We start from the raw sequence: 26,713 nt of genomic DNA, 5'->3' as shown, positions 1-26,713 counted from the left end.
TGTCCGAAATCGAAGCGTCAAATCGCTGGAGGGCGCAACGCGGCGATCATATCCAGCTCTAACGCTGCATTCTTCGGCAGTTGATAAACGCCGATGGTCGTTCGGGTATGTTTCCCGGCATCGCCCAACACATGCCTGAATACATCCGAGGCACCATTGGCCACTTCGCTCAGGTCAACAAAGTCCGCCGTGCACTTCACATACACCGTGATCCGCAGCAGCGCCTTGATTTTGTCCAGGGAACCGATGGTATCGACGATCAATGCCAGCCCCCGCATCGCACAAATGCTGGCGGCGACTTGCGCATCGGCCAGGGTCAATTCCAGGCCAACCCGGCCGGGAAACTGGACCTTGCCATGCTTACGCGGCGCCAGGCCGCTGACATACAGTTCATTGTTATGCCGAACCAGAGGCTCGAAATGCCAACCGATGGTGCTCTCGCCGTAGATGTCGTAATCGAGTTCAGTGGCCAGGGCGATAAAGCGTTCATCGCACGTCATGTGGTCAGTCATTTCTTCCCCGCCCCGCCTCTGTACTCATCCATTAACCAGCCCCGCTTCCGACAGATTAGCCCAAGGTGGCTCTTCGCCACGCCAAACAATGAAAAAGCCCCGCAATTCTCACGAATGCGGGGCTTTTTATCGCCGGACGTGTGCGGTGACTAGGGTTGCAACGCCACGATCATGTCCACTTCCACCGGGGCATTTTTCGGTAGCTGGTAAACGCCGACGGTGGTTCGGGTATGTTTACCGGCATCGCCCAGCACATGGGTAAAGACATCCGACGCGCCGTTGGCCACTTCGCTCAGGTCAACGAAATCAAAGGTGGATTTGACATGGACCGTGATACGGATCAGTGACTTGATTTTATCCAGTGACCCGACGGCATCCATGATCAGCGCCAGGGCGCGGATCGCACTGATGCTGGCGGCGGCTTGCGCATCGGCAAGGTTGAGTTCCAGGCCGACGCGGCCGGGATACTGGATTTTGCCGTTCATGCGTGGCACCAGGCCACTGACATACAGCTCATTGCCATGCCAGACCAGCAGGGAATAGTGCCCGCCAGCGGTGTTCTCATCGTAGATGTCGAAGCCGTGCTCCTGGGCCAGCTCGATAAAGCGTTCGTCGCGGGTGGTTGGCTTGTTCATTTGCGGCACCTTCTCGATCATTCATGCAAAACGCGCTTTCGAGGGTAGGCACAGACGCTTGCCTTGAGCAGAGCAAGTTCGTATAGAATCCAGCGAACTTTACTGCCAGGGAGACCAGTAAAATGCAGGCTCAACGTGCGGTCATCGCCGCCATCGAGTTCCAGCCAGGCGTGCCGCTGGTGCAGCAGATCGTCGAGCAATTGTCGGTCGCCATCAGCCAGGGAGGGCTGCCCCACGGCGCCAAGTTGCCGCCGATTCGCGAACTCGCCGAGTTGTTGAACGTCGGCAAATCCACGGTGGTCGATGCCCTCGACCACTTGCGGGCCAAGGGTCTGGTGGTTTCGCGCCAGGGTTCGGGGCATTACGTGCACCGTTCCAGCACCACGATCCCGACCGAAGCCGGCCCCGACTTGCAACCCCAGGACACCCTCAGCGTAGTCCGTCGCGCCGTGCTGCAGGACAACGGCGCCCTGCGCCCCGGTTGCGGTTTTTTGCCCTCCTCCTGGTTGCCCGCCGAAGAACTGCTCAAAGCCGTGCGCGGCACCCTGCGCGCCACCGCCCTGCGCATGGGCGAATACGGCGTTGTCGGCGGTTACCTGCCGCTGCGCCAGGCGTTGCGGGTCAAACTGTCGGCCCACGGCATCGAGGCGCCGGTCGAGCAGATCATCACCACTGCCAACACCATGCAAGCCATCGACATGCTGATGCGCCTGCTGATCAAACCCGGCGACACGGTGCTGCTCGACGATCCCTGCTACTTCAACATGCACGCCAACCTCGCGTTGCATGGCGCCAAAGTCATCACCGTGCCGCGTCAATGCGACGGCCTCGACCTGGAAGCCTTCGAACGACAGCTGATCGCCCACAAGCCCGTGCTGTACATGACCAACAGTACTTTGCATAACCCCACCGGGCATTCGTTCTCCCCGGCGCAGGTTTATCGCTTGACGGAGTTGAGTCGCCGCTACGGTTTCCACATTGTCGAAGACGATTTGTACGGCGACCTGCAACAGCGCCGCACCCCTCGTCTGGCGGCGAGCGGGCTCGACAACGTGAGCTACGTGGCCGGTTTTTCCAAGACCCTGACCGCCAATAGTCGGGTCAGCTACGCCGTGCTCTCGCCACAACTGGCGGCACGGCTGATCACCCTGAAAATGGCCTGCGGCGGCGTGACCTCGGAATTTGCCGAGCAGATTACCTGCACGATGCTCAGCAACGGGAGCTATGCCAAACATACGCGGCGCACGGTGGATCGGCTGTATGAGTCGAGCAGCCGCGTATCGCGATGGCTGGTCGAAGCCGGGTGCTCGGTGTCCTCCCTGCCCGGCGAAGGTCTGTTTATCTGGACGCGTTTACCGCAAGGGCTGCACGCCGAAACACTGGCGCGCAAAGGCATGGAAAACGACCTCGTCCTCGCACCTGGCACCTTGCTCAGCAAGGCACCGCATGCCAGTCAACACTTGCGATTCAACGTCGCGCACAGTGATAACGCAGAGGTTCGGGAGCGGTTTTTTCGGTTGCTGGATCGCTGAGTTTTTCTGATGCACCGTGTTGCCCCATTCGCGAGCAAGCCCGCTCCCACAGGGGAACGCATTGCGACTGTGGGAGCGGGCTTGCTCGCGAAGAAGGCACCTCGGTCCCCCGGAAAACACCCAATAAAAAACCCCGCTCTCCTCTCGAAGGGCGGGGTTTTTCGTACAGCGGCTAAACCTTAAGGCGCGTAAGTCAGCAACAGCTCACTCGGCACTTTGAAGTCCAGCGACATCATTACGCTCAGCGCGGTAATGGTGAAGATCGAGAACACGAACAGCTTGCGTGCCCAGACCGTGTCATCAACTGCCTTGTAGCCGGTCCAGGCCATGTACAACCAGTACATGCCCATGGCCGCGGCGACGGCGAGGTAGCTCATGCCGGCGTAGCCACTGAAAGTCAGCATCAACGTCGCAACCAGGAAGGCCAGGATGTAGAGCAGGATGTGCTTCTTCGCTACTTGAATCCCGCGCTTCACTGGCAACACCGGAATCGATGCGGCCAGGTAATCGTTGAAGCGGAAGATCGCGATGGCGTAGGAATGCGGCATCTGCCACAGGCTGAACATCACCAGCAACGTCAGCGCGGCCATGTCGAAGCTGTTGGTCACGGCAACGTAACCAATCACCGGCGGCATGGCGCCCGACAGACTGCCCACCAGCGTGCCGTGAACCGACTTGCGCTTGAGGTACAGGCTGTAGAAGCCAACGTAGATGACGAAACCGATCACTGCGAACAGCGCGGCCAACGGGTTGGCCACCTTGTACAACAGTGCAACGCCGGCGATACCCAGGACGGTCGCGTAGATCAGGGCCAGTTTCAGGGAGATCAAGCCCTGGACCAGCACCCGGTTCTTGGTGCGTTCCATCTTCAGGTCGATGTCGCGGTCGATGCAGTTGTTGAACACGCAACCGGAAGCCACCACCAGGGACGTGCCGATCATGGCGGCCAGGAAGATGGCCAGATCGACATGCCCTTTCGAGGCCAGGAAAAATCCGCCCGCCACAGAAAGCACGTTACCGAAAATGATCCCCGGTTTGGTGATTTGGATAAAGTGCTTAAAGGACATCCGGACTTTCCTCAGTGCGCCATCATGACGGTGTGGATGCTGAACATGATCCACAGCGACAAGCCAACCAGCAGGACGATCACCATCGCAGCGAACACAAACGCAATCACGTTGTTACGCTGGGCGGCGGAGCGGTCCAGGTGGAGGAAGTACACCAGGTGAACCAGCACCTGGATCACTGCGAAGGCCAGTACGATCCACAGCGTCCAGACTTTCGGCAGCGATGGGTACATCACCAGGCCGAACGGAATGATCGTCAGGATCACCGACAGGATGAAGCCGATGGCGTAGGACTTTACGCTGCCATGACCGGCGTCGTGGCTATCGTGGGAATGTGCATTAGCCATTACAGGGTCCCCATCAGGTAAACAACGGTGAATACGCAGATCCAGACCACGTCCAGGAAGTGCCAGAACAGGCTCAGGCAGCTCAGGCGGGTCTTGTTGGTCGACGTCAGGCCGTGCTTGTTGACCTGATACATCATGATCGCCATCCAGATCAGACCGCTGGTCACGTGCAGACCGTGGGTGCCGACCAGGGTGAAGAACCCGGACAGGAAGCCGCTGCGGTTAGGACCGTAGCCTTCGGAGATCAGCATGTGGAACTCGTTGATCTCCATGCCGATGAAGCCCAGGCCGAACAGGAAAGTGATGGCCAACCAGCCCAGTACCGCTTTCTTGTTGCCCTTGAACAACGCCAGCATGGCGAAGCCGTAGGTGATCGAGCTGAGCAACAGGCAGGCGGTTTCGCCCAGCACGTATGGCAGCTCGAAGATGTCGTGGCCCGACGGGCCACCCGCTACGTTGTTAACCAGTACCGCGTACACCGCGAAGATCGACGCAAACAAAATGCAGTCGGTCATCAGGTAGAGCCAGAAACCGAATACGGTCATCTCGCCCGAGTCGTGGTGATGGTCATCGTGCCCATGTCCATCGACATGGGTGTGTCCAGCATTGGTCACTAAGTTCGACATGGTTTAAGCCTGTTCCAACGAGGTTTCAACACGGGTGGCGCCAGCCGGGATTTTCCCTGCTGCTACCAGACGCTTGTGCTGCTCGGCTTCGATGCGCTCGATCACGTCGACCGGCACCATATAGCCCTGGTCATCACGGGCAGCATGGATCACGAAGTAGATCACGGTCCCGGCGAGGCCGAAGATGGCCATCCACCAGATGTGCCAGATCATGGCGAAACCGAACACGGTCAACAGAGCACCCATGACCAGACCGGTCGCGGTGTTGTTTGGCATGTGGATCGGCTCGTACTTGGCTGGAGCCTGGTACGCAGTACCGTTTTCCTTGGCTTCAGTGAACGGGTCGATGCCTGGAGCTTTCGGCAATACCGCGAAGTTGTAGAACGGCGGTGGCGACGAGGTCGACCATTCCAGGGTATGGGCATTCCACGGGTCGCCGTGTTCGCACATGTTCTCTGGCTTTTTGCGGTCACGCACACTGACGTACAGCTGGATCAACTGGCAGGCAATACCGACGGCGATCATGACCGCGCCGAACATTGCAACGTGCAGGTAAGGCACCCACTCAGGGTTGGTGGTGGCGTTCAGACGACGGGTCATGCCCATGAAGCCCAGTGCATAGAGCGGCATGAACGCGACGAAGAAGCCCGAGATCCAGAACCAGAACGCTGCCTTGCCCCAACCTTCGTGCAGCTTGAAGCCGAACGCTTTAGGGAAGAAGAAGGCGAAACCAGCGATGTAGCCAAAGACTGCGCCGCCGATGATCACGTTGTGGAAGTGAGCGATCACGAACAGGCTGTTGTGCAGTACGAAGTCAGCACCTGGAATGGCCAGCAGTACGCCGGTCATGCCGCCGATGGCGAAGGTCACCATGAAGCCCAGGGTCCAGAGAACCTGGCTGGTGAACTGCAGACGACCGCGATAGATGGTGAACAGCCAGTTGAATAGCTTCACCCCCGTCGGAATCGAAATCAGCATCGTCGCCAGGCCGAAGAAGGCGTTGACGCTGGCACCCGAACCCATGGTGAAGAAGTGGTGCAGCCAGACCATGAAGCCCAGGATCGAGATTGCGCCCGAGGCGTAGATCATCGAGTGGTGGCCGAACAGACGCTTGCCGGAGAAGGTCGAGATGACTTCGGAGAAGACCCCGAACGCCGGCAGAATCAGGATGTAAACCTCGGGGTGACCCCAGGCCCAGAACAGGTTGACGTACATCATTGGATTGCCACCAAGTTCATTGGTGAAAATGTGGAAATCCATGTAACGGTCAAGCGTCAGCAGAGCCAAAGTAGCGGTCAGGATCGGGAACGAAGCCACGATCAGCACGTTGGCCCAGGTGCAGGTCCAAGTGAAGATCGGCATGTCCATCATCTTCATGCCTGGAGTACGCATCTTCAGCACGGTGGCCAGGAAGTTGACCCCGGTCAGCGTCGTACCTAGACCCGATAGCTGCAGTGCCCAGATGTAGTAGTCCACACCCACGCCCGGGCTGTAGCCCAGTTCCGACAGCGGCGGATACGCAACCCAACCGGTACGGGCGAATTCGCCGACACCCAGGGACACGTTCACCAGCACAACGCCGGACACCAGCAGCCAGAAGCTCAGGGAGTTCAGGAACGGGTAGGCAACGTCACGGGCGCCGATCTGCAGCGGCACTGCAAGGTTCATCAGGCCGGTGAAGAATGGCATCGCCATGAAGATGATCATGATCACACCGTGGGCGGTGAAGATCTGGTCATAGTGTTCAGGCGGCAGGTAGCCAGGCGAACCCTCGGTGGCCAGGGCCAACTGGGAACGCATCATGATGGCGTCGGCAAAACCGCGCAGCAGCATGACCATGGCGACGATGATGTACATCACGCCGATTTTCTTGTGGTCGACCGACGTCAGCCACTCGGTCCACAGGTAGGTCCACTTCTTGAAATAGGTGATCAGCCCGAATACCGCCAGACCACCGAGCGCGATCATGGCGATGGTAATCATCACGATCGGCTCGTGGAACGGGACCGCTTCCCAACTTAATTTACCAAACATCGTTTACTCCTCTGCCCCGGCAGCTGAATGCGAACTCATGTCCATCCCTTCCATGGCGGCCACTTCGTGCTCTTTTTTCTCGTGATGCACGGGCTTGCCCGGTTTCATGCCTTCGTACTTGTCGACGATGATCTGGAACAGGTTTGGCGTGAACGAGGAGTAGAGCTCGACTGGGTTGTTCTGGCTTGGTTTGGAAAGGGCTTCGTATTCAGCTTTTTCCAGCTGTTTAGGTGCCTTCTTGACATCACTGACCCAGGTATCGAAATCCGCCTGGGAAGTGGCGATAGCTTTGAACTTCATGCCGGTGAAACCCGCGCCGCTGTAGTTGGCGGAGATACCGTCGAATTCAGCGTTCTGGTTGGCAATCAGGTGCAGCTTGGTTTCCATGCCCGCCATCGCGTAGATCTGGCCACCCAGGCCCGGGATGAAGAACGAGTTCATCACGGTGTCGGAGGTGATTTTGAAATTGATCGGCGTGTTGGCCGGGAACACCAGTTTGTTAACGGTGGCGATGCCTTGTTCCGGGTAGATGAACAGCCACTTCCAGTCCATGGCGACCACTTCAACGGTGATCGGCTTGACGTCGGATTCCAGCGGCTTGTACGGGTCCAGGGCGTGGGTCGAAATGTAGGTCACATAACCCAGGGCAATGATGATCAGGACCGGAACAGCCCACACCGCGATTTCAATCTTGGTGGAGTGCGACCATTTAGGCGCGTACACCGCGTTCGGGTTGGAAGCGCGATATTTCCAGGCGAACAGGAACGTCATGACGATGACCGGCACAACGACCAACAGCATCAGCAGCGTTGCGGTGATGATCAGGTTTCGCTCATCCAGGCCGACCTGGCCCTTGGGGTCGAGCAAGGTCATGTTGCAGCCTGACAGCAACAACGTGCCGAGCAGCGGCAATAAGCCTAGTAGTCTGGGGTACCTGTTTTTACTCATCTCACGACCTCTAAAGCAGCTTGCGCAATGCAGTTGGGTTTTGATCGCCAACACTTCACCCTGCCAAGGGTTGGCATTTTTCTTGGATTGAATAAGGGCTGCCCGTCGCGCGTCAGACGCTGTTCGACAAATCCTGGGCTAGCGGTGAGTTCTTATTCGAATTCGTGGTCAAAGGCCTTGTTACAGACCAATTCCATTTGGTGCGGATAGTCGGAAAGGCACCGACACCTGGGAGTCGCATAAAGCTGTTAAGCCTCTCGACGCCCTATCTGCTCAGTCGAGAGCAGCGCCGGGAATTCAGTGCGGGCGATTGTAGATACGTCGCGACGCATAAACCATGTCTCATCCCGAAATAATTTTTATCCATTCCAGCAACAATCATTAACGGATTTTGCAAAAGTTCAGCATGGTATCGAAATTAATTCTCAACAAAAACACCAAAATTTGTGGGGCTACCACCCCCGGTTCAGACAGCCTTCATGGCGTCAGGCCATCCGCCACTCCCGGCAAAGCCCCGATCAGCAAGGGGTGTGGCGATTCACCAAGTCCTGTTAAAACTGCCTGTTACACCATGAAGATGAACAAATGAGTGGAGGCTCAAACCGGGACAAATCGTTGCGTAGCTATGCACCAATTCCGTCCTTGGAAATGCCTTGCGACACTCAAGCTGTGACAACATGTCGCACACGTTGCGCACCCTTCCCTGTCGCACATCACGCTCTGTTTAACCCGACCCTGAAATGCAAAACGCCCCGGCCCTCTCAACGAGGACCGGGGCGTTTTTTTGCTTAACGTTGCGGGTTAGCGCAATGCCTTGCGGTTACGCGTCACCAGCAGCGGCACCAGCACCACCACCAACACAAAGGACACCAGCGCCCACTGTGCCAGGGACAGGCCGAGGATCGGCGGGTACGGTGTGTCGCAGAAGCCATCGACCTGGAAAACCAGCGGGAAGACCTTCGCCAGTGGCAGGCCATCGACAATCGGCTGCAACACATCGACGCCACAGCTGACCGCCGGGTAGAACTGCGTATAGACGTGATGCCCGGCCGCCGCAACGCCGCCGAGCGCGGCGATGACCACCAGCACCTCGAACACAGTGAGGCTGCGACGGGTACGCATGGCCGCGCCGATAAAGGCAAAAATGGCGATCAGCAACAATGCATAACGCTGCAGGATGCACAGTGGGCACGGCGCTTCTTCCAGCACCACTTGCATGTACAGCGCACCGCCGATCAGCGCCAGGCAGATGATGCCCAGCAACACCAGATATCGCCGCTCACGGCCCAAGCGCATCGTTTCGTCATTCATCGCGTATCCCTTCTAAATATCGATTGCCGGAAGTCTACACGCAGACCATGGCGGTTGAGAGCCTGGCGCGCGCCGGTAGATGTCGGGGAATAGACGATAGGTTGGTTAAGGAGGGATTAACTTTTGTTTGTTTCCAGAATTTAAGACCGCGATGCGGCCATTCGCGAGCAAGCCCGCTCCCACAGGGGAACGCATTCCAATGTGGGAGCGGGCTTGCTCGCGAAGCAGGCGACTCGGTCTCCAGACTTACTCCAGAGCAGAAGCCGGCCCAAAGAACTCATAGCGACTCTGCTTCTCCGGCACCCCCAGCGCTTTCAAGTGGCGCTTGATCGCCGCCATAAACCCTTTCGGCCCCAGGAAATAAGCATCCAGGTCCCGCTGTTGCGGCAACCACTCGCCCAGTTGCTCCTGGCTCAACATCCCGACCTTGTCCGCCGCCGGGCTCACGCCGTCATCTTCGGCGTAGCAATAGAAGCGCTTGAGTTGCGGATGACGCGCAGCCAGACCGTCGATCCAGTCACGGAACGCATGGACGCTGCCATTACGCGCGCAGTGGATAAAGTGCACCGGCCGCTCGGTGGCCAGGGCCGCTTCGAGCATGGCCAGGGTCGGGGTGATGCCGACGCCGCCGCTGATCAGCACCAGCGGTTTGTCGCTGGCGGTCAGGGTGAACTCCCCCGACGGCGGGAACAGTTGGATGCTGGCGCCCACATGCAGTTGGTCGTGCAAATGGTTGGAGGCGCGGCCACCGGCTTCGCGCTTGACGCTGATGCGGTACTGGCCGTTGTCCGACAGGGACGACAACGAGTAATTGCGACGAATCTCTTCGCCATCGAGGACCAGTTTCATGCCGATGTATTGGCCGGGCTCGGCGGCGAGAATCGGGCCTTTGTCAGCGGGTTCGAAGTAGAACGAGATGATTTCCGCGCTTTCCTCGACCTTGGCCGCGACGATGAACTCCCGCGCCCCGCGCCAGCCGCCCGGAGCCTGTTCTTTCTGGTCGTAGATGCTGGTTTCGGCACCGATCAGGATGTCGGCCAATTGGTTATAGGCCGCGCCCCAGGCGCCGATCACTTCAGGGGTGGCAATTTCTTCGCCCAGCACTTCAGCGATGGCGCGCAGCAGGCAGGTGCCGACAATCGGGTAATGTTCCGGGAGGATTTGCAGGGCCACGTGCTTGTTAATGATCTTGGCCACCAGATCGCCCAACTGGTCGAGCTGATCGATGTGCCGCGCATACATCAACACGCCGTTGGCCAGGGCGCGGGGCTGATCGCCGCTGGCCTGGTGGGCCTGGTTGAACAACGGACGGACTTCCGGGTATTCGGAGAGCATCATGCGGTAGAAGTGGGTGATCAGCGCTTCGCCACCGCTTTCCAGCAGCGGCACGGTCGATTTGACGATGGCACGGTCTTGAACGCTAAGCATTAGGGCAACTCCTGAGTTTCGATGTGAATGCTCTATGCTTATCAGTTTCCATGCCAACAATTAACGCCATATAAATCAACAGCTTAAAGTCTACGTAGTCATATCGACACAGACTGCTTTATAGTCATCCCGACTACACGGAGTCACTATGACTGCAAAATCCCTGCTCACCGCCCTGCTGCCCCTGGTCTCGGACCTGTCCCGCGAACTGCCCGAGGGCGAGCGCTATCGGCGCCTGCTCGAAGCCATGCGCGCCCTGCTGCCGTGTGATGCCGCCGCCCTGCTGCGCCTCGACGGCGAATGGCTGGTGCCGTTGGCCGTCGACGGTTTGAGCACCGACACCCTGGGCCGGCGCTTCAAAGTCAGCGAACATCCGCGCTTCGAAGCCTTGCTCAGTAGCCCCGGCCCGACCCGTTTCGCCGCCGACAGCGAATTGCCCGACCCTTATGACGGCTTGGTCGATGGCCTCGACGAGCACCTGGAAGTCCACGATTGCATGGGCTGCCCGCTGTTTATCGACGAGCGCCCGTGGGGCCTGCTGACCCTCGATGCCCTGGACCCGGAACGCTTCGAGCCCATCGAACTGGACGCCCTGCAAGCCTTCGCCAGCCTCGCCGCCGCCACCGTTAACGCTGCCGAACGCATCCAGCGCCTGGCCAATCGTGCTGAAGACGAACACCAGCGCGCCGAGGTTTACCGCCAGGCCAGCGGCCAGCAGAACCGCGAGATGATCGGCCAGAGCAAGGCCCATAAACGTTTGGTGGAAGAGATCAGCCTGGTGGGCGGCAGCGACTTGACCGTGCTGATCACCGGGGAAACCGGGGTCGGCAAGGAACTGGTGGCCCAGGCGATCCATGCCGCTTCCTCCCGCGCCGACAAACCGATCATCAGCCTCAACTGCGCCGCCCTGCCGGACACCTTGGTCGAGAGCGAATTGTTCGGCCATGTACGTGGCGCCTTCACCGGGGCAACCAGCGACCGTCGTGGCAAATTTGAACTGGCCAATGGCGGCACGCTGTTTCTCGATGAAGTCGGCGAATTGTCCCTGACCGTGCAGGCCAAGTTGTTGCGGGTGCTGCAAAGCGGTCAATTGCAGCGCCTGGGTTCGGATAAAGAGCATCAAGTGGACGTGCGGCTGATCGCGGCGACCAACCGTGACCTGGCCGAAGAAGTGCGCAGTGGCCGCTACCGCGCCGATTTCTATCATCGCCTGAGCGTTTACCCGCTGCTGGTCCCGGCCCTGCGGGATCGCGGGCGGGATGTGTTGCTGCTCAGCGGCTTCTTCCTGGAACAGAACCGCTCGCGCATGGGCCTTAATAGCCTGCGCCTGAACAGCGATGCCCAAGCGGCGTTGCTCGCCTATCAATGGCCGGGGAACGTGCGGGAACTGGAACACTTGATTGGCCGCAGTGCGTTAAAGGCCCTGGGCAACTGCAAGGAACGGCCGAAGATTCTCAGTTTGAGTGCGGCGGATCTGGATTTGCCTCACGGCAGTATTGAAGTGCCAACCGAGCAACCGGTCGTCAGCCCTGTGGCTTTAGTCGCAGGTGACTTGCGGGCGGCAACCGAGGATTATCAGCGCCGACTGATCAACGCCTGTCTGGAACGCCATCACAACAATTGGGCCAGCGCGGCCCGTGAGCTAGGCTTGGATCGGGCGAATCTGGGGCGTATGGCCAAGCGATTGGGGATGAAGTGAGGGCCCCTTCGCGAGCAAGCCCGCTCCCACAGGGGGACCGCATTCCAATGTGGGAGCGGGCTTGCTCGCGAAGGCGCCCGACCATTCACCCGAAATCCTAAAGCCTGCCCTTAACAAGTCGATAACCCGGCATCAATAGTTTTTGGCGACTCTTCACTCGCCCATCACCTTTCGCCAAAGAAGGTTTTTATGTCCACCACCAAAGCCCGCGCAGATTCACTTTCGCTTCTTCTGTTTACCTTGCGCAGCGGCAAGCTGATGGCAATCAACCTGCTGAAAGTCAGTGAGATCATCCCCTGCCCGCCGCTGACCAAGCTGCCGGAGTCGCACCCCCACGTCAAAGGCATCGCCACCCTGCGCGGCACGTCGTTGTCGGTGATCGACCTGAGCCGTGCCATCGGCGAGCGGCCGCTGGAAGATCCCAACGGTGGCTGCCTGATCGTCACCGACGTCAGCCGCTCCAAGCAGGGCCTGCATGTTCAAGCCGTGAGCAAGATCGTGCACTGCCTGACCACCGACATCCGTCCGCCACCCTTCGGTTCCGGCGGCGTGCGCTCGTACATTACTGGCGTGACGTCGGTCGACGGCGTGCTGGTGCAGGTGCTGGACATCGAAAAGGTGATCCACGGCATCGCTCCGGCGCAGATTGAAATGGCCCCGACCGAATTGAGCATGGAAGACGCCGAAGTGCTGGGCAATGCGCGCATCCTGGTGGTCGATGACAGCCAGACCGCGTTGCAGCAATCGGTGCACACCCTGCGCAACCTCGGCCTGCAATGCCACACCGCCCGCAGCGCCAAGGAGGCCATTGATTGCCTGCTGGACCTGCAAGGCACGGCGCAGCAAATCAACCTGATCGTCTCGGACATCGAAATGTCGGAGATGGACGGCTACGCCTTCACCCGCACCCTGCGCGAAACCCCGGACTTCTCGCACCTCTACGTATTGCTGCACACCTCGCTGGACAGCGCGATGAACAGCGAAAAGGCGCGTCTGGCCGGGGCCAACGGGGTGCTGACCAAGTTCTCCTCGCCAGAACTGACCAAGTGCCTGATCGAAGCCGCCAAGGCTGTCGCCGAACAGGGTTACTGAGTTTGGCCGAGGATTTCTGCTTCCTGATGCGGCGCAACCTTGCCGAGGCTGTGCCAGACATCGCTTGGCCCAAAGGTATTGAGCTGACGCAATACCGCCCCGAACTCGCCGAAGTTGTGCATCACTTGATGGAACTGGGTAATCGAGAAGGCGGCGGTCGCGTGCCGGCGCTGGAGGTCTGGCAACAGCGTTTTGAAACCGATCCGGAATACGATCCGAGCCTGTGCTTTATCGCGCTGGATGGCGAAGGGATCGTCGGCGTTTGTCAGTGCTGGACCAGCGCCTACATCAAGAACCTGGTGGTGTATCCCCGTGCCCAGGGCCTCGGACTGGGCCGCGCCTTGCTGCTGAATGCTTTCAAAGCGTTTCAGCAACGGCGCGAAGGCTTTGTCGATTTGAAGGTTTTGGAAGACAACCTTCGGGCCCGGCGATTGTATGAAAGTGCCGGAATGCGGGTGGTTCGCCGGGAGCCGGTGCCGGCCTGACAAACCGCCTTCGCGAGCAAGCCCGCTCCCACAGGGGAATGCATTCCAATGTGGGAGCGGGCTTGCCCGCGAAGAGGCCCGCACAAACACCCCATCACCATCAGGCATACTCCAGCCCTTGGCCAACACACACAAGGATGCCCACTGATGAAAACCACCACCCTGTTCTTCCTCAGCCTCACCGCCCTCGCCACCCAGGCCCACGCCTCCAGCCCCGACGCCTGGGCCGCCTATGACAAAGCCGTACTCACCAGTTGCACCAAGGCCAGCGGCCTGAAGGACGCCAAACCCGTCGGCACCGCCGCGCAATTCGACGACCGCGTCGGCTACACCGCCCTCCTGCTGCAAGGCCAATACCCGCAAAAACACATGAAGGGCCAGCAAGGCACCGAGTTGTGCCTCTATAACAAACAAAGCAAAACCGCCTACGTCACAGAATGGGACTCGATCCGCCCCGCCGCGAAAAAGCCGTGAGTGGCGCATAACTTGCTTCGAGACCTGCCTTGGCGACGGCTTTGCGTCGCCATTCCATGACCTCACCGGCGACTGATCGACCCATGAACACGACGTTTTCCTGCGTAGGTTGCGGCAAGTGCTGCAACGACCACCACGTGCCCCTGACCCTGGCGGAAGCTCGCATGTGGGCGAACGATGGCGGTCAGGTGATCGTGCTGGTGGAAGGCTTCCTGGGTAATGGGCTGGGCTTGCCACTGTTGCAACGGGACCACGCCGAGCGCCGCTCGGTAGTGGTGCGCAGCGGTGCAATCGAAGCCCACGTGGCGATTACCTTCGCTGCGTACAACGTCGGTCCCTGCCGGAATCTTGACGAAGACAACCTCTGCCGCATCTACGAACGCCGGCCGCTGGTGTGCCGCATCTATCCGATGGAAATCAATCCGCACATCCCGCTCAACCCGGCGGTGAAGGAATGCCCGCCCGAGTCGTGGGAACAAGGGCCGGACCTGATTGTGGGCGGTGCATTGGTGGACCAGGAACTGGTGGCGTTGATCCAGCGCTCGCGCCAGGCGGATCGTGACGAGGTGCAGACCAAGGATGCGATTTGCGGGTTGCTGGGGATTCGCACCACCGCGCTGAAAGGCGACGGGTTTACCGCATATTTACCGGAGATGGGCGCTTTTGCTTCCGTCATCGATCAGGTCGTGGCGCAGCCGTTGGCAGCACCGAAAGGCGAATGGTTGTTTCATGTCTCGGGCGATGACATTGCCGGGCAAGTGCTGGCGGCGGGAGCTGAAGTGGCGACCGAAGCGCCGGTGAACTATACGTTTATCTCGTTGCGGGCGGCTTGATCCCGCTGATATAGCGCCCGTAATGGCCGCCACACAGACCGAACCCAACACGCCCTGCTCCAGCCAAAAGCGGCTGGCTGTCAGCGTTTGCCCATCGAACGTCGAGTACCCGGTGGCGCGGCGCCAGGGGTTTTGGTGTGGCCGTTCTTGGCGCCGTTCTTGTACCACGGCTGGCTGGCGTTCTTGGCCGCAGCCAGTTCGCCCGGTTTGAACGGAAACTTGAACGCCGGGATCGCGGCTTTGGTTTCGCTGTCTGCGCTGGAGTCGACGCTGTCTGGCAGGTCTGCCGGGTCGTCGCTCAAGGCGTCGGCGACTGGCGGTTGTGTCGGGGAAGTCATGAAAGCTCCGGGTGGTGCACAAAGAGTCGGGCCCGGTGGGTGGGCCGCGAAAGGCGCGAGTATACCCGGGTCGGGGGCGGCAAGCTGCAAGCGGCGAGTTTCAAGCGACAAGTAGTCGGTCTGGGGGTTCTGTGGCGACGGGTCTGACGCCTTCGCGGGCAAGCCTCGCTCCTACAGGGGAATGCATTCCAAATGTAGGAGCGAGGCTTGCCCGCGAAGAACGATAACGGGGTCCATCTGAATGACGGCAGGCCCAAACTGACAGCCCCGTCAGTTAGCAGTCACCTTCCTGACCGGGTAACAGGACTATAAGGGGAGGTATAAAATCTGACCCTATTCCCGTCCCTCTAGCCCGGCGCCCCACTCGCATGCGAATTCAGAAAAAATCCGCGTTGATCGCAGCTCCTCTGATTGTCCTGGCAGCGCTGGGTCTGTGGTACGCGACCAAACCGGCCACCGCCAAACTGGCGGCCCCGACCGCCATTCCGGTGCGGGCCGTGACGGTCACCGAGAAAGATGTGCCGCGTTATGTCAGCGGCATCGGCTCGGTGCTGTCCCTGCACAGCGTGGTGGTGCGGCCGCAGGTCGACGGCATCCTCACCAAGTTGCTGGTCAAGGAAGGTCAATTGGTCAAGGCCGGCGACCTGCTCGCCACCATCGACGACCGCTCGATCCGCGCCAGCCTCGATCAGGCCCGCGCCCAACTCGGCGAAAGCCAGGCGCAGCTGCAAGTGGCGCTGGTCAACCTCAAGCGCTACAAACTGCTGAGCGTCGACGATGGCGTGTCCAAGCAGACCTACGATCAGCAACAAGCCCTCGTCAACCAGCTCAAAGCCACCGCCCAGGGCAATCAAGCGTCCATCGACGCGGCCCAAGTGCAACTTTCCTACACGCAGATTCGCTCCCCGGTCACCGGTCGCGTCGGTATTCGTACCGTCGACGAAGGCAATTTCCTGCGCATGGCCGACGCCCAAGGGCTGTTCACCGTGACCCAGATCGACCCGATTGCCGTGGAGTTTTCCCTGCCACAGCAAATGCTGCCGACCCTGCAAGGCCTAATCGGCGACCCGCAACGCGCCCAGGTTAAGGCTTACATCGGCGCCGACACCGATGGCGAAACCGGCAACCTGCTGGGCGAAGGCCACCTGACCCTGATCGACAACCAGATCAACGCCAACACCGGGACCATCCGCGCCAAGGCTGAATTCAACAACCCCGGCCAGAAGCTTTGGCCCGGCCTGCTGGTGACGGTAAAGATTCAGACAGCGCTGGATAAAGATGCGCTGGTGGTGCCGCCGACTGTCGTACAGCGCGGGCTCGATCAACACTTTGTGTACCGGATCAACGGCGATAAGGTCGAGACCGTGCAGGTTCAGATGGTTTACCAGGGCAGCGGCCAGGACATCATCACCGGGGTCAAACCCGGCGACGTGCTGGTCAGCGACGGCCAGTCGCGGCTCAAGCCCGGTTCGACGGTGCAGGTGCTGACCGACCCGCCGCAAGTGGTGCAAGCGGAGCCTAAACAATGAGAGGGCCATCGGCGTGGTGCATCGATCACCCGGTCGCCACTATCCTGCTGACGTTTGCCCTGGTGCTGCTGGGCGTGATCGCTTTCCCACGCCTGCCCATCGCACCGCTGCCGGAAGCGGAATTCCCGACCATTCAGGTCAATGCGCAATTGCCCGGCGCCAGCCCCGACACCATGGCTTCGTCCGTGGCCACGCCGCTGGAGGTGCAATTCAGCGCCATCCCCGGCATGACCCAGATGACGTCCAGCAGCGCCCTCGGTTCCAGCCTGCTGACCCTGCAATTCACCCTCGATAAAAGCATCGACACCGCCGCCCAGGAAGTCCAGGCCGCGATCAACACCGCCGCCGGCAAACTGCCAAAGGACATGCCGACCCTGCCGACCTGGAAGAAGGTCAACCCGGCGGACAGCCCGGTGTTGATCCTCAGCGTCAGCTCGACGCAAATGCCCGGCACCGAACTCAGTGACCTGGTGGAAACCCTGCTCTCGCGTCAGATCAGTCAGATCGACGGTGTAGGCCAAATCAACATCACCGGTCAGCAACGTCCGGCGATTCGCGTCCAGGCTTCGGCGGACAAACTCGCCGCCATCGGCCTGACCCTGGCTGACATTCGCCTGGCGATTCAGCAGACCAGCCTCAACCTGGCCAAAGGCGCGTTGTACGGGGAGTCGAGCATTTCGACCCTGTCCACCAACGACCAGTTGTTCCACCCCGACGAATACAGCCAACTCATCGTTTCCTACAAGGACGGTGCACCGGTTCACCTCAAAGATGTCGCCAAAGTCGTCAACGGTTCGGAAGATGCCTACGTCCAGGCCTGGGCTGGGGATCGGCCCGGGGTCAATCTGGTGATTTCCCGGCAACCGGGGGCGAACATTGTCGAGACCGTGGATCGCATTCAAGCCGCACTGCCGGGCCTGGAAGCAATGCTGCCGGCCTCTGTCGAGGTCAAGGTGTTGATTGACCGCACCCAGACTATCCGCGCATCGCTGCATGAAGTGGAAATCACCCTGCTGATCGCGATCATGCTGGTGGTGGCGGTGATGGCGTTGTTCCTGCGCCAATGGTCGGCGACCATGATTGTGTCGGCGGTGCTCGGTGTGTCGCTGACCGCCAGTTTCGCCCTGATGTACATCATGGGCTTCAGCCTGAATAACCTGACCCTGGTGGCCATCGTGGTGGCGGTGGGGTTTGTGGTGGACGATGCGATTGTGGTGGTGGAGAACATTCACCGTCACCTGGAGGCCGGCGACGGCATGCGCGAAGCGGCGATCAAGGGCGCCGGCGAGATTGGCTTCACCGTGGTCTCGATCAGCTTCTCCCTGGTGGCGGCGTTTATTCCGCTGCTGTTCATGGGCGGTGTGGTTGGGCGGTTGTTTAAAGAATTCGCCCTGACCGCGACTTCGACCATCATGATTTCGGTGGTGGTATCCCTGACCCTGGCGCCAACCCTGGCCGCGCTGTTTATGCGTGCGCCGGTGCATCACGCCCACAGCAAAAAGACTTTCGGAGATCGCTTGCTGGCCGGCTATGAAAAATACCTGCGCCGCGCCCTCGCCCATCAGAAAACCATGATCGGCGTATTCTGCCTGTCGCTGTGTCTGGCCATTGCCGGTTACATCTTTATCCCCAAAGGCTTCTTCCCGATCCAGGACACCGGTTTCGTCCTTGGCACCACCGAAGCGGCTGCGGACATTTCCTACGGCGACATGGTAAAAAAACACCTGGCGATGGCGGAAATTGTCGCGGCAGATCCAGCGGTGCAGGCGTTTTCCCACTCCGTCGGCGTTTCCGGCAGCAACCAGACCATTGCCAACGGCCGGTTCTGGATTGCCCTGAAAAAACGCGGCGACCGTGATGTGACCGCCAGCCAGTTCATCGACCGGATTCGCCCGCAACTGATGAAAGTCCCCGGCATCGTGCTGTACCTGCGCGCCGGCCAGGACATCAACCTCAGCTCCGGCCCGAGCCGCGCCCAGTACCAATACGTGCTCAAGAGCAACGACGGCCCGACGCTCAGCACCTGGACCCAGCGCCTGACGGACAAACTGCGGACCAACCCGGCGTTCCGCGACATTTCCAACGACCTGCAACTGGGCGGCAGCATCACCCACATCAGCATCGACCGCAGCGCGGCGGCGCGTTTTGGTCTGACCGCCAGCGATGTCGACGAGGCGCTGTACGACGCCTTCGGCCAGCGGCAGATCAACGAGTTCCAGACCCAGATCAACCAGTACAACGTGATCCTGGAACTGGACACCAAGCAGCGGGGCAAGGCCGAAAGCCTGAACTATTTCTACCTGCGCTCGCCGTTGAGCGGTGAGATGGTGCCGTTGTCGGCGCTGGCGAAGTTCGATGCCCCGACCATTGGCCCGCTATCCATCGCCCACGACGGGATGTTCCCGGCGGCCAACCTGTCGTTCAACCTGGCGCCCGGCGTTGCCTTGGGCGACGCGGTGATTTTGCTCAATCAGGCCAAGGCCGAAATCGGCATGCCGACGGCCATCAGCGGCAACTTCCAGGGCGCGGCCCAGGCGTTCCAGAGTTCCCTGGCCAGCCAGCCGTGGCTGATTCTCGCGGCGCTGGTGGCGGTGTACATCATTCTCGGCGTGCTTTATGAAAGCTTCGTGCATCCGCTGACCATCATCTCGACCCTGCCGTCGGCGGGGCTTGGGGCGGTGATCATGCTGTGGATCTGGGGCCAGGACTTTTCAATCATGGCGTTGATCGGCCTGGTGCTGCTGATCGGCATCGTCAAGAAGAACGGCATCCTGATGATCGACTTCGCCCTCGAAGCCCAGCGCAAGGGTGGCTTGCCGCCGGAAGAGGCGATTTTCCAGGCCTGTATCACCCGGTTCCGCCCGATCATCATGACCACCCTCGCCGCCCTGCTCGGCGCGTTGCCGCTGATGCTCGGCTACGGCACCGGTGCCGAACTGCGCCAGCCATTGGGGATTGCGGTGGTCGGCGGCCTGCTGGTGAGTCAGGCGCTGACGCTGTTTACCACTCCGGTCATATACTTGTGGCTCGAGCGACTTTTCCATAGACCCAAACCAGAGCCACTGCCGGCACTGGCGACCACAGACTGAGGCGGGGTCATGCGCGTTCTGATTATCGAAGATGAAGAAAAAACCGCGGATTACCTGCATCGCGGCCTGACGGAACAGGGTTACACCGTGGACTTGGCGCGGGACGGCGTCGAAGGCCTGCACCTGGCGCTGGAAAGCGACTACGCGGTGATCATCCTCGACGTGATGTTGCCGGGCCTCGACGGCTTCGGCGTGTTGCGGGCGTTGCGCGCGCGCAAGCAAACCCCGGTGATCATGCTCACCGCCCGCGAGCGTGTCGAAGACCGGATCAAAGGCCTGCGCGATGGCGCCGACGACTACCTCGGCAAACCGTTTTCCTTCCTGGAACTGGTGGCGCGCCTGCAAGCGTTGACTCGACGCAGCGGCGGCCATGAACCGGTGCAAGTGAGCATCGCCGATCTGTGGATCGATTTGATCAGCCGCAAGGCCACCCGCGCCGGCACGCGCCTGGACCTGACGGCCAAGGAGTTCTCGCTGCTCAGCGTATTGGCGCGGCGCCAGGGTGAAATCCTCTCGAAAACGGCGATTGCCGAGATGGTCTGGGACATCAATTTCGACAGCGACGCCAACGTCGTCGAAGTCGCGATCAAACGCCTGCGAGCCAAGCTCGACGGGCCGTTCGACGAGAAGTTGCTGCACACCATTCGTGGCATGGGTTATGTGCTGGAGAGTCGCGGTGTCCAGTAATTCCATCGCGCTGCGCCTGAGCGGGATGTTCACGCTGGTGGCGCTGCTGGTTTTTCTGTTGATTGGCTGGGCGTTGTACCAGCAAGTCGACAAAGGCCTGGGACTGTTGCCCGAAGCCGAGCTGGATGCGCGTTACAGCGTGCTCGAATCCACGGTCGGTCGTTACGGCACGCCTGAGCATTGGGTGAAGATCAACAACAAGCTCAAGTTGCTCGGTGAAGAAGACAAGCGCATCAGTTTCTGGATCATCAGCGGCAATCCGCAGTATGAATACGGCAACATCACCCCGCAGATCCGCGCCTTCGCCGAAGGGCCGCTGGGCCGGCGCGACATGCAGTTGCCGGACCATGCCGCGCCGCTGAAAGTGCTGGTCAGCCAGTTTCCGGCCAAGGACCAGCGCCCGCCGTTGCGCTTCATGATCGGCATCGATACCGAGACGTTTCTACAGACCCAGCATCATTTGCTGATTGCCCTGATCAGCCTGGCGATTGTCGGTGTGTTGCTGGCCTCGGCCTTGGGTTATTGGGTGGCGCGGATCGGGCTCAAGCCATTGATCAAGTTGTCCCAGGAAGCCCAGCGCCTGGCGCCGCCGTTGCGTTCCGGGCGCTTGCGGTTGTCGCCGTTGCCGCCGGAGCTGGATCAGTTTGTCAGTTCGTTCAACTCCACGCTGGAGCGGGTTGAGCAGGCTTATTCGCGACTGGAGTCGTTCAACGCCGACGTCGCCCATGAACTGCGCTCGCCGCTGACCAACCTGATTGGCCAGACCCAGGTCGCGCTGACTCGCGGGCGCTCCGCCGAACACTATTTCGAAGTGCTGCAATCGAACCTGGAAGAGCTGGAACGGCTGCGCTCGATCATCAATGACATGCTGTTCCTCGCCAGCGCCGACCAGGGCAGCAAGGCCACCAAGCTGACCTCCACGTCCCTGGCCGATGAAGTGGCAACGACTTTGGAGTATCTGGATTTCATTCTCGAAGACGCGCAGGTTCAAGTGCAGGTCAGCGGTGATGCCCAGGTGCGGATTGAGATTGCGCACTTACGTCGGGCGTTGATCAATTTGCTGAGCAACGCGGTGCAACACACCGAGCCCGGGCAGGTGATTCAGGTGCAGATCGAGGTGGCGGAACATCAGGTGAGTATCGGCGTGGCCAACCCCGGCTCGCCGATTGCCAGTGAGCATCTGCCACGCTTGTTTGAGCGGTTTTACCGGGTCGACGCTTCACGCAGCAACAGCGGCAACAACCACGGGCTCGGTTTGGCGATTGTGAAAGCGATTGCGCTGATGCATGGCGGGGACGTGTTTGTGCGCAGTGATCATGGGATGAATACCTTCGGGATTCATCTCCCCGTCTGACTGTGGCGAGGGGGCTTGCCCCCGTAGATCGTTCCCACGCTCTGCGTGGGAATGCAGCCCGGGACGCTCCGCGTCCCATTGGAACGCGGAGCGTCCCTTGAGGCATTCCCACGCAGAGCGTGGGAACGATCAAAGGCTGCGATCTTTGCTTTATCCGCAACAGTCCTTTCTGAAATCCGCTCTGTTTCCCATCGTCCTCGGACCTTAACCTTGGCGCACTAAACAGCACTTGCCAAGCAAGAAGGTTTTAAAGATGTCCAACACCATGGGTATTGCCAGCGCTTTCGTTTTGTCCACTTTGTTCCTGTCTCCGGTCGCCATGGCGGAAGAATCGCCGTCCTTCGTCGCACAGAATGCGGCGCGGGCCAAGGCCTTCCAACAGTCCCAGGCCGAGATGACCGCCAAAGCCCAAGACGCTGCACAAACCCCTCAAGCGTCCACTTCTGCGACCCAGCCACAGGTTGAGAAAGACAGCTGATCCACCGTATCGCTCAGTTTCCCTCGACACTTTTCATCGGCTCTTCCCTTTGGAAAGTTGTCTTCAAAGCCGCTGCTATCAGCGGCTTTTTTTATTGTGCAGAAAACACGCCCCGCTTCGTCTCCCTAAACAAGAAGTAAAAAACGTCGATCCATGAACTGACGTTAATGACCCAAAAGGAGCTGTACCGCACGTGTCTTTTTCTCTGAAACTCAGCCCAATGTTCATTGCAATCGCTGCAACGATGGCCACCAACACCCAGGCCGCCGATGAATCCAGCCGCGAAGGTTTTGTCGAAGGGTCGAGCCTCAACCTCAATGCCCGCAACTACTACATGAACCGCAACCGGCACCAGAACACCGACGACAACATCGAATGGGGCCAAGGCTTTCTCGGCAAGTTCGAATCCGGTTTCACCCCAGGCACGGTCGGTTTCGGTATCGACGCCCACGCCATGCTCGGGTTGAAACTTGACGGCGGTGGCGGCACTGACGGTTCGAGCATCCTGCCGATCAGCGATGGCAACGGCAAAGCGCCGGGCTCGTTTTCCACGGCCGGCGGTACGTTGAAAATGCGTGCCTTCGACACCGAATTGAAGGCCGGCGATCTGTTCCTCACCAACCCGGTGATCGCCGGTGGCGAAACCCGCATGCTGCCCCAGACCTTTCGCGGCGTCAGCCTGACCAACCACAGCTTCGACGGTTTCCTGATCGAAGGCGGCCAGGCCAGTTTCACCAAGCCTTACAACCAGAGCGGCCGCACGCGGATCGGCACGTCCTACGGCAGCCTGGCCGACGGCGACGAGAGCCAGCACCTGAACTGGGCCGGCGTGGCCTGGAGCGGTTTGCCGGGCCTGACCAGCAGCCTGTACGCCGCCGAGCTCAAGGACATCTGGAACCAGTACTACTACGATCTGGACTACACCTACGCGGTCAATGACCTGATCAGCCTCAACCCGGGCCTGCACGTCTATCACACCCAAGACACCGGCGATGCGCTGCTCGGCAACATCGACAACAACACCTACAGCCTGCATTTCACCGTGGGCGTGGGCAATCACAGCGTCACCGCCGCGTACCAGCGGGTCAACGGCAATACGCCGTTCGACTACATCAGCCAGGGCGACAGCATCTTCCTCGATAACTCCCAGCAATACTCGGACTTCAACGGCCCCAACGAGCGCTCGTGGAAGCTCAAGTACGCCTACGACTTCGTTGGCCTCGGCTTGCCCGGCCTGACCTCGGCGGTGTCCTACTCCCGGGGTGAAACCGACCTGACCAAGGTCGACCCGGACAGCAAAGGCTACGCCTCGTGGTACAGCGCCGACGGTAAACATGCCAAGCACTGGGAGCGCGACATCGACCTGAAATACGTCGTCCAGGGCGGCAAGGCCAAGGACCTGGCGCTACGCCTGCAATGGGCGACCAACCGCGGCGGCAACGGCTACGGCGCGCTGGATCAGGACACCGACGAATACCGCGTGATCGTCGACTACCCGCTGAATGTCTTCTAAGCTTTACTAAGCAAAAGGCCAGCATGTTTTGCTGGCCTTTTTTTTATTTGGCCTTTATACAAGCGCTCTGGACGCGACCGGCCTCTGGGACTCTGCCCAATACTTGTAAAAAAACTTTCATAACGTCTTATTTGCAGAAGTCAGAACCATGAGTGTGAGCAATTTGAAATCGCTGGATCCGGTCGGCTCGACACGATCCGAGCGACTTCTGGTTCTCGGCAGTGTGCTGTTGGTGATTGCGATACTCAGCATCGTGACCTTCCTGCTGATCCGTGAGCGCGCCAACGCCGAATTGTCCGCCGCTCGCGCCGCCAGCAACATCGTGCAATTGATCGACGCCGATGTGCTGCGCAATGTCGAACTCTATGATTTGTCCCTGCTGGGTTTGATCGCGGCCTACCAGCGAGAAGATCTCAAGAGCGTTTCTCCCGCCATTCGCCATCTGGCCTATTTCGATCGCGCCACTGCCGCGCCTTATAAGGGCGACATTTTGTTGCTCGACAACAAGGGCGACGTGATCGCCGACTCGGCTTCGGTAGAGCCCAGGCGAGGCAACTACGCCGACCGCGAATACTTCCAGTCTCACGTAAACAACCCGGACCCGGGCATGTTCATCAGCCCCCCCTTCATAGCCAGGTCAACCGACAAGGATTGGCGTATCAGTTTCAGTCGACGGGTAAGCAGTTCCAAGGGTGAGTTTCTGGGGGTCGCCGAGGCCGCCATGCGTTTGAGTTACTTCGATCAGTTGTTCAACGGTTTGAGCATCGGCCGCGACAGCACGGTCAATCTGATCAGCAAGAACGGGATTCTCCTGGCCCAGCAACCACGTCTGGCCGAAGAACTGATCGGCAAAGATTTCAGTAACCGCCCTAATTTCCAGCGCATCGTCAAAGAAGGCAACGGCAGCTTCAGCGGCATGTCCGATCGACACCGTGACGAGCGCCTGTACACCTTCTCCAAGGTCGGGAATTTGCCGTTGATCGTCATCGTTGCGCTGTCCAGCGATGAAGTCTTTGCAGCCTGGAAGCGCACTGCGGTGGTGGTCAGCTCGGCAACGCTTGCCTTGTGCGTGAGCCTGCTGTGGCTGACGTGGTCGCTGCGCCGGGAATTGCGCCGCCGTCACAACGCCGAGCACGAGCTGAAGCAACTGGCCGCTACCGATGCATTAACGGGGCTGGCCAACCGCCGAATGCTGGATCAGGCCCTGCGCCACGAATGGTTTCGCGCCCAGCGTTCCGGCATGCCGTTGTCGGTGTTGATGATCGATGCTGACCATTTCAAGGCGTTCAACGATCGCCATGGCCATCAGGCCGGCGACGAAGCGCTGCGCTCGTTGGCCAAGGTCATCATTGCCCACGTCCGACGACCGGCAGACCTGGCTGCCCGTTACGGCGGAGAAGAGTTTTCGGTGATCCTGGCGGAAACCGATGGCGCGGGTGCGCGGCAGATCGCCGAAGCCATTCGTGTGGCAGTTGAGCAACTGCCGTTGGTGGCGGGTGCGCAGTCGCCGATGACTGTCAGTATCGGGATTAGCACCTGGACAAGTGCGAGCGAGATCAGCCTGGAGCAATTGTTGTTTGCGGCCGACAAGGCGTTGTATCAGGCCAAGGAAGGGGGGCGCAATCGGGTGGTGGCCGGATGATCGTTCCCACGCTCTGCGTGGGAACGATCGGGCATAAAAAAAGGCCACCCGAAGGCAGCCTTTAAAAACTAGAGAGGTTTTTGCTTACACGGCCGCAACAGGACGCATGTAAGAGATCGGTGCAGTGCTGGCGTCTTCGAAAGTCACGACTTCCCAAGCATCTGTCTGCTCAATCAACTTGCGCAGCAGCTGGTTGTTCAATGCATGTCCGGACTTGAAGCCCTTGAACTCACCAATCAGGCTATTGCCCAGCAGGTAGAGGTCACCAATTGCATCGAGGATCTTGTGCTTCACGAATTCGTCTTCATAGCGAAGGCCGTCTTCGTTCAGTACACCATCCGCGTCGACCACAATAGCGTTTTCAACGCTGCCGCCGAGTGCGAGGTTGTGCTTGCGCAGGTACTCGATGTCACTCATGAAACCAAAGGTACGGGCGCGGCTGACTTCTTTTACGAACGAAGTGCTGGAAAAATCCACGCTTGCACTTTGTGTGCGGTTACGGAAAACCGGGTGATCGAAATCGATCTCGAAGCTCACTTTGAAACCTTCGAAAGGGACGAAAGTGGCGCGCTTGTCGCCGTCTTCCACTGTCACTTCCCGCAGGATCCGGATGAACTTCTTGGCGGCGTCCTGCTCTTCCAGGCCGGCCGATTGAATCAGGAATACGAAAGGTCCAGCGCTACCATCCATGATCGGGACTTCGGACGCGGAGAGCTCGACGTAGGCGTTATCGATGCCCAGGCCAGCCATGGCCGAGAGCAAGTGCTCCACCGTGTCCACTTTGACGTCACCGTTGACCAGCGTGGTCGACATCGTGGTTTCGCCAACGTTTTCCGCGCGAGCAGGAATCTGCACCACAGGGTCCAGATCGGCACGAACAAACACGATGCCGGTGTCGATAGGTGCAGGCTTGAGGGTCAGGTATACCTTCTCCCCGGAGTGCAGGCCTACACCTGTGGCACGGATAATATTTTTCAGTGTGCGTTGTTTAATCATGGCTTGGGCCGCTTCAGCGCAAATTGCGAACTGGTATCAACAAAGGCTGGCGATGATAGCAGAC

At 59.7% G+C, this 26,713-nt stretch carries 24 protein-coding genes; 13 read left to right on the top strand and 11 right to left on the bottom strand.

All coding sequences use genetic code 11. From position 1 onward, the window contains the following. Positions 1–17: 17 nt before the first annotated feature. Both BK665_RS30425 and BK665_RS30420 read right to left on the bottom strand, forming a co-directional pair. Positions 18–512: a RidA family protein gene (locus BK665_RS30425; protein WP_123410184.1), complete on the bottom strand. Its 495-nt coding sequence runs from the start codon at positions 510–512 to the stop codon at positions 18–20. Positions 513–661: 149 nt separating this feature from the next. After that, entirely contained in the window at positions 662–1,147 is a 486-nt protein-coding gene (locus tag BK665_RS30420; protein WP_123410356.1) for a RidA family protein, read from the bottom strand. 122 nt (positions 1,148–1,269) lie between these two features. Here BK665_RS30420 and BK665_RS30415 point away from each other — a divergent pair, with 122 nt between their 5' ends. After that, positions 1,270–2,679: an aminotransferase-like domain-containing protein gene (locus BK665_RS30415; RefSeq protein WP_123410183.1), complete on the top strand. Its 1,410-nt coding sequence runs from the start codon at positions 1,270–1,272 to the stop codon at positions 2,677–2,679. A 179-nt stretch (positions 2,680–2,858) separates the two neighbouring features. Here BK665_RS30415 and cyoE read toward each other — a convergent pair whose 3' ends face one another. The 7 genes from cyoE to hmpA all read right to left on the bottom strand — a co-directional run bounded on the left by cyoE (position 2,859) and on the right by hmpA (position 10,440). Continuing rightward, positions 2,859–3,746, bottom strand: a complete 888-nt coding sequence (cyoE, locus tag BK665_RS30410) for a heme o synthase (RefSeq protein WP_123410182.1) — start codon at positions 3,744–3,746, stop codon at positions 2,859–2,861. A gap of 11 nt (positions 3,747–3,757) precedes the next feature. Continuing rightward, a complete protein-coding gene (gene cyoD, locus BK665_RS30405; protein ID WP_054045505.1) occupies positions 3,758–4,093 on the bottom strand; it encodes a cytochrome o ubiquinol oxidase subunit IV in 336 nt (111 codons plus the stop codon). Further along, the gene (locus BK665_RS30400) at positions 4,093–4,719 is read right to left on the bottom strand and encodes a cytochrome o ubiquinol oxidase subunit III (protein WP_123410181.1); all 627 of its coding nucleotides are present in this window, start codon (positions 4,717–4,719) and stop codon (positions 4,093–4,095) included. Before BK665_RS30400 ends, cyoD begins: the two co-directional genes overlap by 1 nt. Positions 4,720–4,722: 3 nt before the next feature. Further along, complete coding sequence (cyoB, locus tag BK665_RS30395; RefSeq protein WP_123410180.1) at positions 4,723–6,753, bottom strand: cytochrome o ubiquinol oxidase subunit I; 2,031 nt, start codon at positions 6,751–6,753, stop codon at positions 4,723–4,725. A gap of 3 nt (positions 6,754–6,756) precedes the next feature. Continuing rightward, complete coding sequence (gene cyoA, locus BK665_RS30390) at positions 6,757–7,701, bottom strand: ubiquinol oxidase subunit II (protein ID WP_123410179.1); 945 nt, start codon at positions 7,699–7,701, stop codon at positions 6,757–6,759. Between the two features lie 801 nt (positions 7,702–8,502). Further along, positions 8,503–9,012, bottom strand: a complete 510-nt coding sequence (locus BK665_RS30380) for a disulfide bond formation protein B (protein WP_123410178.1) — start codon at positions 9,010–9,012, stop codon at positions 8,503–8,505. 246 nt (positions 9,013–9,258) lie between these two features. After that, on the bottom strand, positions 9,259–10,440 hold the full coding sequence (gene hmpA / locus BK665_RS30375; protein ID WP_123410177.1) for an NO-inducible flavohemoprotein: 1,182 nt from the start codon (positions 10,438–10,440) through the stop codon (positions 9,259–9,261). 148 nt (positions 10,441–10,588) lie between these two features. On the opposite strand from hmpA, the gene norR reads away from it, so the two are divergent. The 5 genes from norR to BK665_RS30345 all read left to right on the top strand — a co-directional run bounded on the left by norR (position 10,589) and on the right by BK665_RS30345 (position 15,023). After that, positions 10,589–12,139, top strand: a complete 1,551-nt coding sequence (gene norR / locus BK665_RS30370; protein ID WP_123410176.1) for a nitric oxide reductase transcriptional regulator NorR — start codon at positions 10,589–10,591, stop codon at positions 12,137–12,139. Between the two features lie 189 nt (positions 12,140–12,328). Beyond that, on the top strand, positions 12,329–13,231 hold the full coding sequence (locus BK665_RS30360) for a chemotaxis protein CheV (protein ID WP_123410175.1): 903 nt from the start codon (positions 12,329–12,331) through the stop codon (positions 13,229–13,231). A gap of 26 nt (positions 13,232–13,257) precedes the next feature. Further along, the gene (locus BK665_RS30355) at positions 13,258–13,716 is read left to right on the top strand and encodes a GNAT family N-acetyltransferase (protein WP_123410355.1); all 459 of its coding nucleotides are present in this window, start codon (positions 13,258–13,260) and stop codon (positions 13,714–13,716) included. Positions 13,717–13,863: 147 nt separating this feature from the next. After that, positions 13,864–14,190: a hypothetical protein gene (locus BK665_RS30350; RefSeq protein ID WP_123410174.1), complete on the top strand. Its 327-nt coding sequence runs from the start codon at positions 13,864–13,866 to the stop codon at positions 14,188–14,190. An 83-nt stretch (positions 14,191–14,273) separates the two neighbouring features. Then, positions 14,274–15,023 (top strand): YkgJ family cysteine cluster protein, encoded by a 750-nt coding sequence (locus BK665_RS30345; RefSeq protein WP_123410173.1) that lies wholly within the window; start codon positions 14,274–14,276, stop codon positions 15,021–15,023. Between the two features lie 80 nt (positions 15,024–15,103). Here BK665_RS30345 and BK665_RS30340 read toward each other — a convergent pair whose 3' ends face one another. After that, positions 15,104–15,361: a hypothetical protein gene (locus BK665_RS30340; protein ID WP_123410172.1), complete on the bottom strand. Its 258-nt coding sequence runs from the start codon at positions 15,359–15,361 to the stop codon at positions 15,104–15,106. 368 nt (positions 15,362–15,729) lie between these two features. On the opposite strand from BK665_RS30340, the gene BK665_RS30335 reads away from it, so the two are divergent. From BK665_RS30335 to BK665_RS30305, 7 genes are all read left to right on the top strand, one after another. Then, positions 15,730–16,890: an efflux RND transporter periplasmic adaptor subunit gene (locus tag BK665_RS30335; RefSeq protein WP_123410171.1), complete on the top strand. Its 1,161-nt coding sequence runs from the start codon at positions 15,730–15,732 to the stop codon at positions 16,888–16,890. Next, complete coding sequence (locus BK665_RS30330; RefSeq protein ID WP_123410170.1) at positions 16,887–19,979, top strand: multidrug efflux RND transporter permease subunit; 3,093 nt, start codon at positions 16,887–16,889, stop codon at positions 19,977–19,979. The genes BK665_RS30335 and BK665_RS30330 overlap by 4 nt, the downstream gene beginning before the upstream one ends. 9 nt (positions 19,980–19,988) lie before the next feature. After that, a complete protein-coding gene (locus BK665_RS30325; RefSeq protein WP_054045531.1) occupies positions 19,989–20,666 on the top strand; it encodes a heavy metal response regulator transcription factor in 678 nt (225 codons plus the stop codon). Then, positions 20,656–22,020 (top strand): heavy metal sensor histidine kinase, encoded by a 1,365-nt coding sequence (locus tag BK665_RS30320; RefSeq protein ID WP_123410169.1) that lies wholly within the window; start codon positions 20,656–20,658, stop codon positions 22,018–22,020. The genes BK665_RS30325 and BK665_RS30320 overlap by 11 nt, the downstream gene beginning before the upstream one ends. A gap of 253 nt (positions 22,021–22,273) precedes the next feature. Next, entirely contained in the window at positions 22,274–22,498 is a 225-nt protein-coding gene (locus tag BK665_RS30315; protein ID WP_123410168.1) for a hypothetical protein, read from the top strand. A 220-nt stretch (positions 22,499–22,718) separates the two neighbouring features. Then, the gene (locus BK665_RS30310; protein ID WP_375538963.1) at positions 22,719–24,011 is read left to right on the top strand and encodes an OprD family porin; all 1,293 of its coding nucleotides are present in this window, start codon (positions 22,719–22,721) and stop codon (positions 24,009–24,011) included. Between the two features lie 148 nt (positions 24,012–24,159). Beyond that, on the top strand, positions 24,160–25,653 hold the full coding sequence (locus BK665_RS30305; RefSeq protein WP_123410166.1) for a sensor domain-containing diguanylate cyclase: 1,494 nt from the start codon (positions 24,160–24,162) through the stop codon (positions 25,651–25,653). A gap of 84 nt (positions 25,654–25,737) precedes the next feature. On the opposite strand, the gene lpxC is transcribed toward BK665_RS30305, so the two are convergent. Further along, the gene (gene lpxC / locus BK665_RS30300) at positions 25,738–26,649 is read right to left on the bottom strand and encodes a UDP-3-O-acyl-N-acetylglucosamine deacetylase (RefSeq protein WP_054045542.1); all 912 of its coding nucleotides are present in this window, start codon (positions 26,647–26,649) and stop codon (positions 25,738–25,740) included. Between the last annotated feature and the right edge of the window lie 64 nt (positions 26,650–26,713).

It is taken from the genome of Pseudomonas frederiksbergensis (assembly GCF_003732665.1).
GTDB lineage: Bacteria > Pseudomonadota > Gammaproteobacteria > Pseudomonadales > Pseudomonadaceae > Aquipseudomonas > Aquipseudomonas frederiksbergensis_G.
This window is presented reverse-complemented; position numbering and strand designations above follow the sequence as displayed.

Bases quoted from the DNA above. Each gene is read 5' to 3' on its own strand.
- hmpA (WP_123410177.1), bottom strand. From the start codon at position 10,440: ATGCTTAGCGTTCAAGACCGTGCCATCGTCAAATCGACCGTGCCGCTG.
- BK665_RS30425 (WP_123410184.1), bottom strand. From the start codon at position 512: ATGACTGACCACATGACGTGCGATGAACGCTTTATCGCCCTGGCCACT.
- BK665_RS30310 (WP_375538963.1), top strand. From the start codon at position 22,719: ATGTTCATTGCAATCGCTGCAACGATGGCCACCAACACCCAGGCCGCC.
- BK665_RS30360 (WP_123410175.1), top strand. From the start codon at position 12,329: ATGTCCACCACCAAAGCCCGCGCAGATTCACTTTCGCTTCTTCTGTTT.
- BK665_RS30335 (WP_123410171.1), top strand. From the start codon at position 15,730: ATGCGAATTCAGAAAAAATCCGCGTTGATCGCAGCTCCTCTGATTGTC.
- norR (WP_123410176.1), top strand. From the start codon at position 10,589: ATGACTGCAAAATCCCTGCTCACCGCCCTGCTGCCCCTGGTCTCGGAC.
- BK665_RS30350 (WP_123410174.1), top strand. From the start codon at position 13,864: ATGAAAACCACCACCCTGTTCTTCCTCAGCCTCACCGCCCTCGCCACC.
- lpxC (WP_054045542.1), bottom strand. From the start codon at position 26,649: ATGATTAAACAACGCACACTGAAAAATATTATCCGTGCCACAGGTGTA.
- BK665_RS30400 (WP_123410181.1), bottom strand. From the start codon at position 4,719: ATGTCGAACTTAGTGACCAATGCTGGACACACCCATGTCGATGGACAT.
- cyoA (WP_123410179.1), bottom strand. From the start codon at position 7,701: ATGAGTAAAAACAGGTACCCCAGACTACTAGGCTTATTGCCGCTGCTC.
- BK665_RS30355 (WP_123410355.1), top strand. From the start codon at position 13,258: ATGCGGCGCAACCTTGCCGAGGCTGTGCCAGACATCGCTTGGCCCAAA.
- BK665_RS30415 (WP_123410183.1), top strand. From the start codon at position 1,270: ATGCAGGCTCAACGTGCGGTCATCGCCGCCATCGAGTTCCAGCCAGGC.
- cyoE (WP_123410182.1), bottom strand. From the start codon at position 3,746: ATGTCCTTTAAGCACTTTATCCAAATCACCAAACCGGGGATCATTTTC.
- BK665_RS30325 (WP_054045531.1), top strand. From the start codon at position 19,989: ATGCGCGTTCTGATTATCGAAGATGAAGAAAAAACCGCGGATTACCTG.
- cyoB (WP_123410180.1), bottom strand. From the start codon at position 6,753: ATGTTTGGTAAATTAAGTTGGGAAGCGGTCCCGTTCCACGAGCCGATC.
- BK665_RS30380 (WP_123410178.1), bottom strand. From the start codon at position 9,012: ATGAATGACGAAACGATGCGCTTGGGCCGTGAGCGGCGATATCTGGTG.
- BK665_RS30340 (WP_123410172.1), bottom strand. From the start codon at position 15,361: ATGACTTCCCCGACACAACCGCCAGTCGCCGACGCCTTGAGCGACGAC.
- BK665_RS30345 (WP_123410173.1), top strand. From the start codon at position 14,274: ATGAACACGACGTTTTCCTGCGTAGGTTGCGGCAAGTGCTGCAACGAC.
- BK665_RS30420 (WP_123410356.1), bottom strand. From the start codon at position 1,147: ATGAACAAGCCAACCACCCGCGACGAACGCTTTATCGAGCTGGCCCAG.
- BK665_RS30315 (WP_123410168.1), top strand. From the start codon at position 22,274: ATGTCCAACACCATGGGTATTGCCAGCGCTTTCGTTTTGTCCACTTTG.
- BK665_RS30305 (WP_123410166.1), top strand. From the start codon at position 24,160: ATGAGTGTGAGCAATTTGAAATCGCTGGATCCGGTCGGCTCGACACGA.
- cyoD (WP_054045505.1), bottom strand. From the start codon at position 4,093: ATGGCTAATGCACATTCCCACGATAGCCACGACGCCGGTCATGGCAGC.
- BK665_RS30330 (WP_123410170.1), top strand. From the start codon at position 16,887: ATGAGAGGGCCATCGGCGTGGTGCATCGATCACCCGGTCGCCACTATC.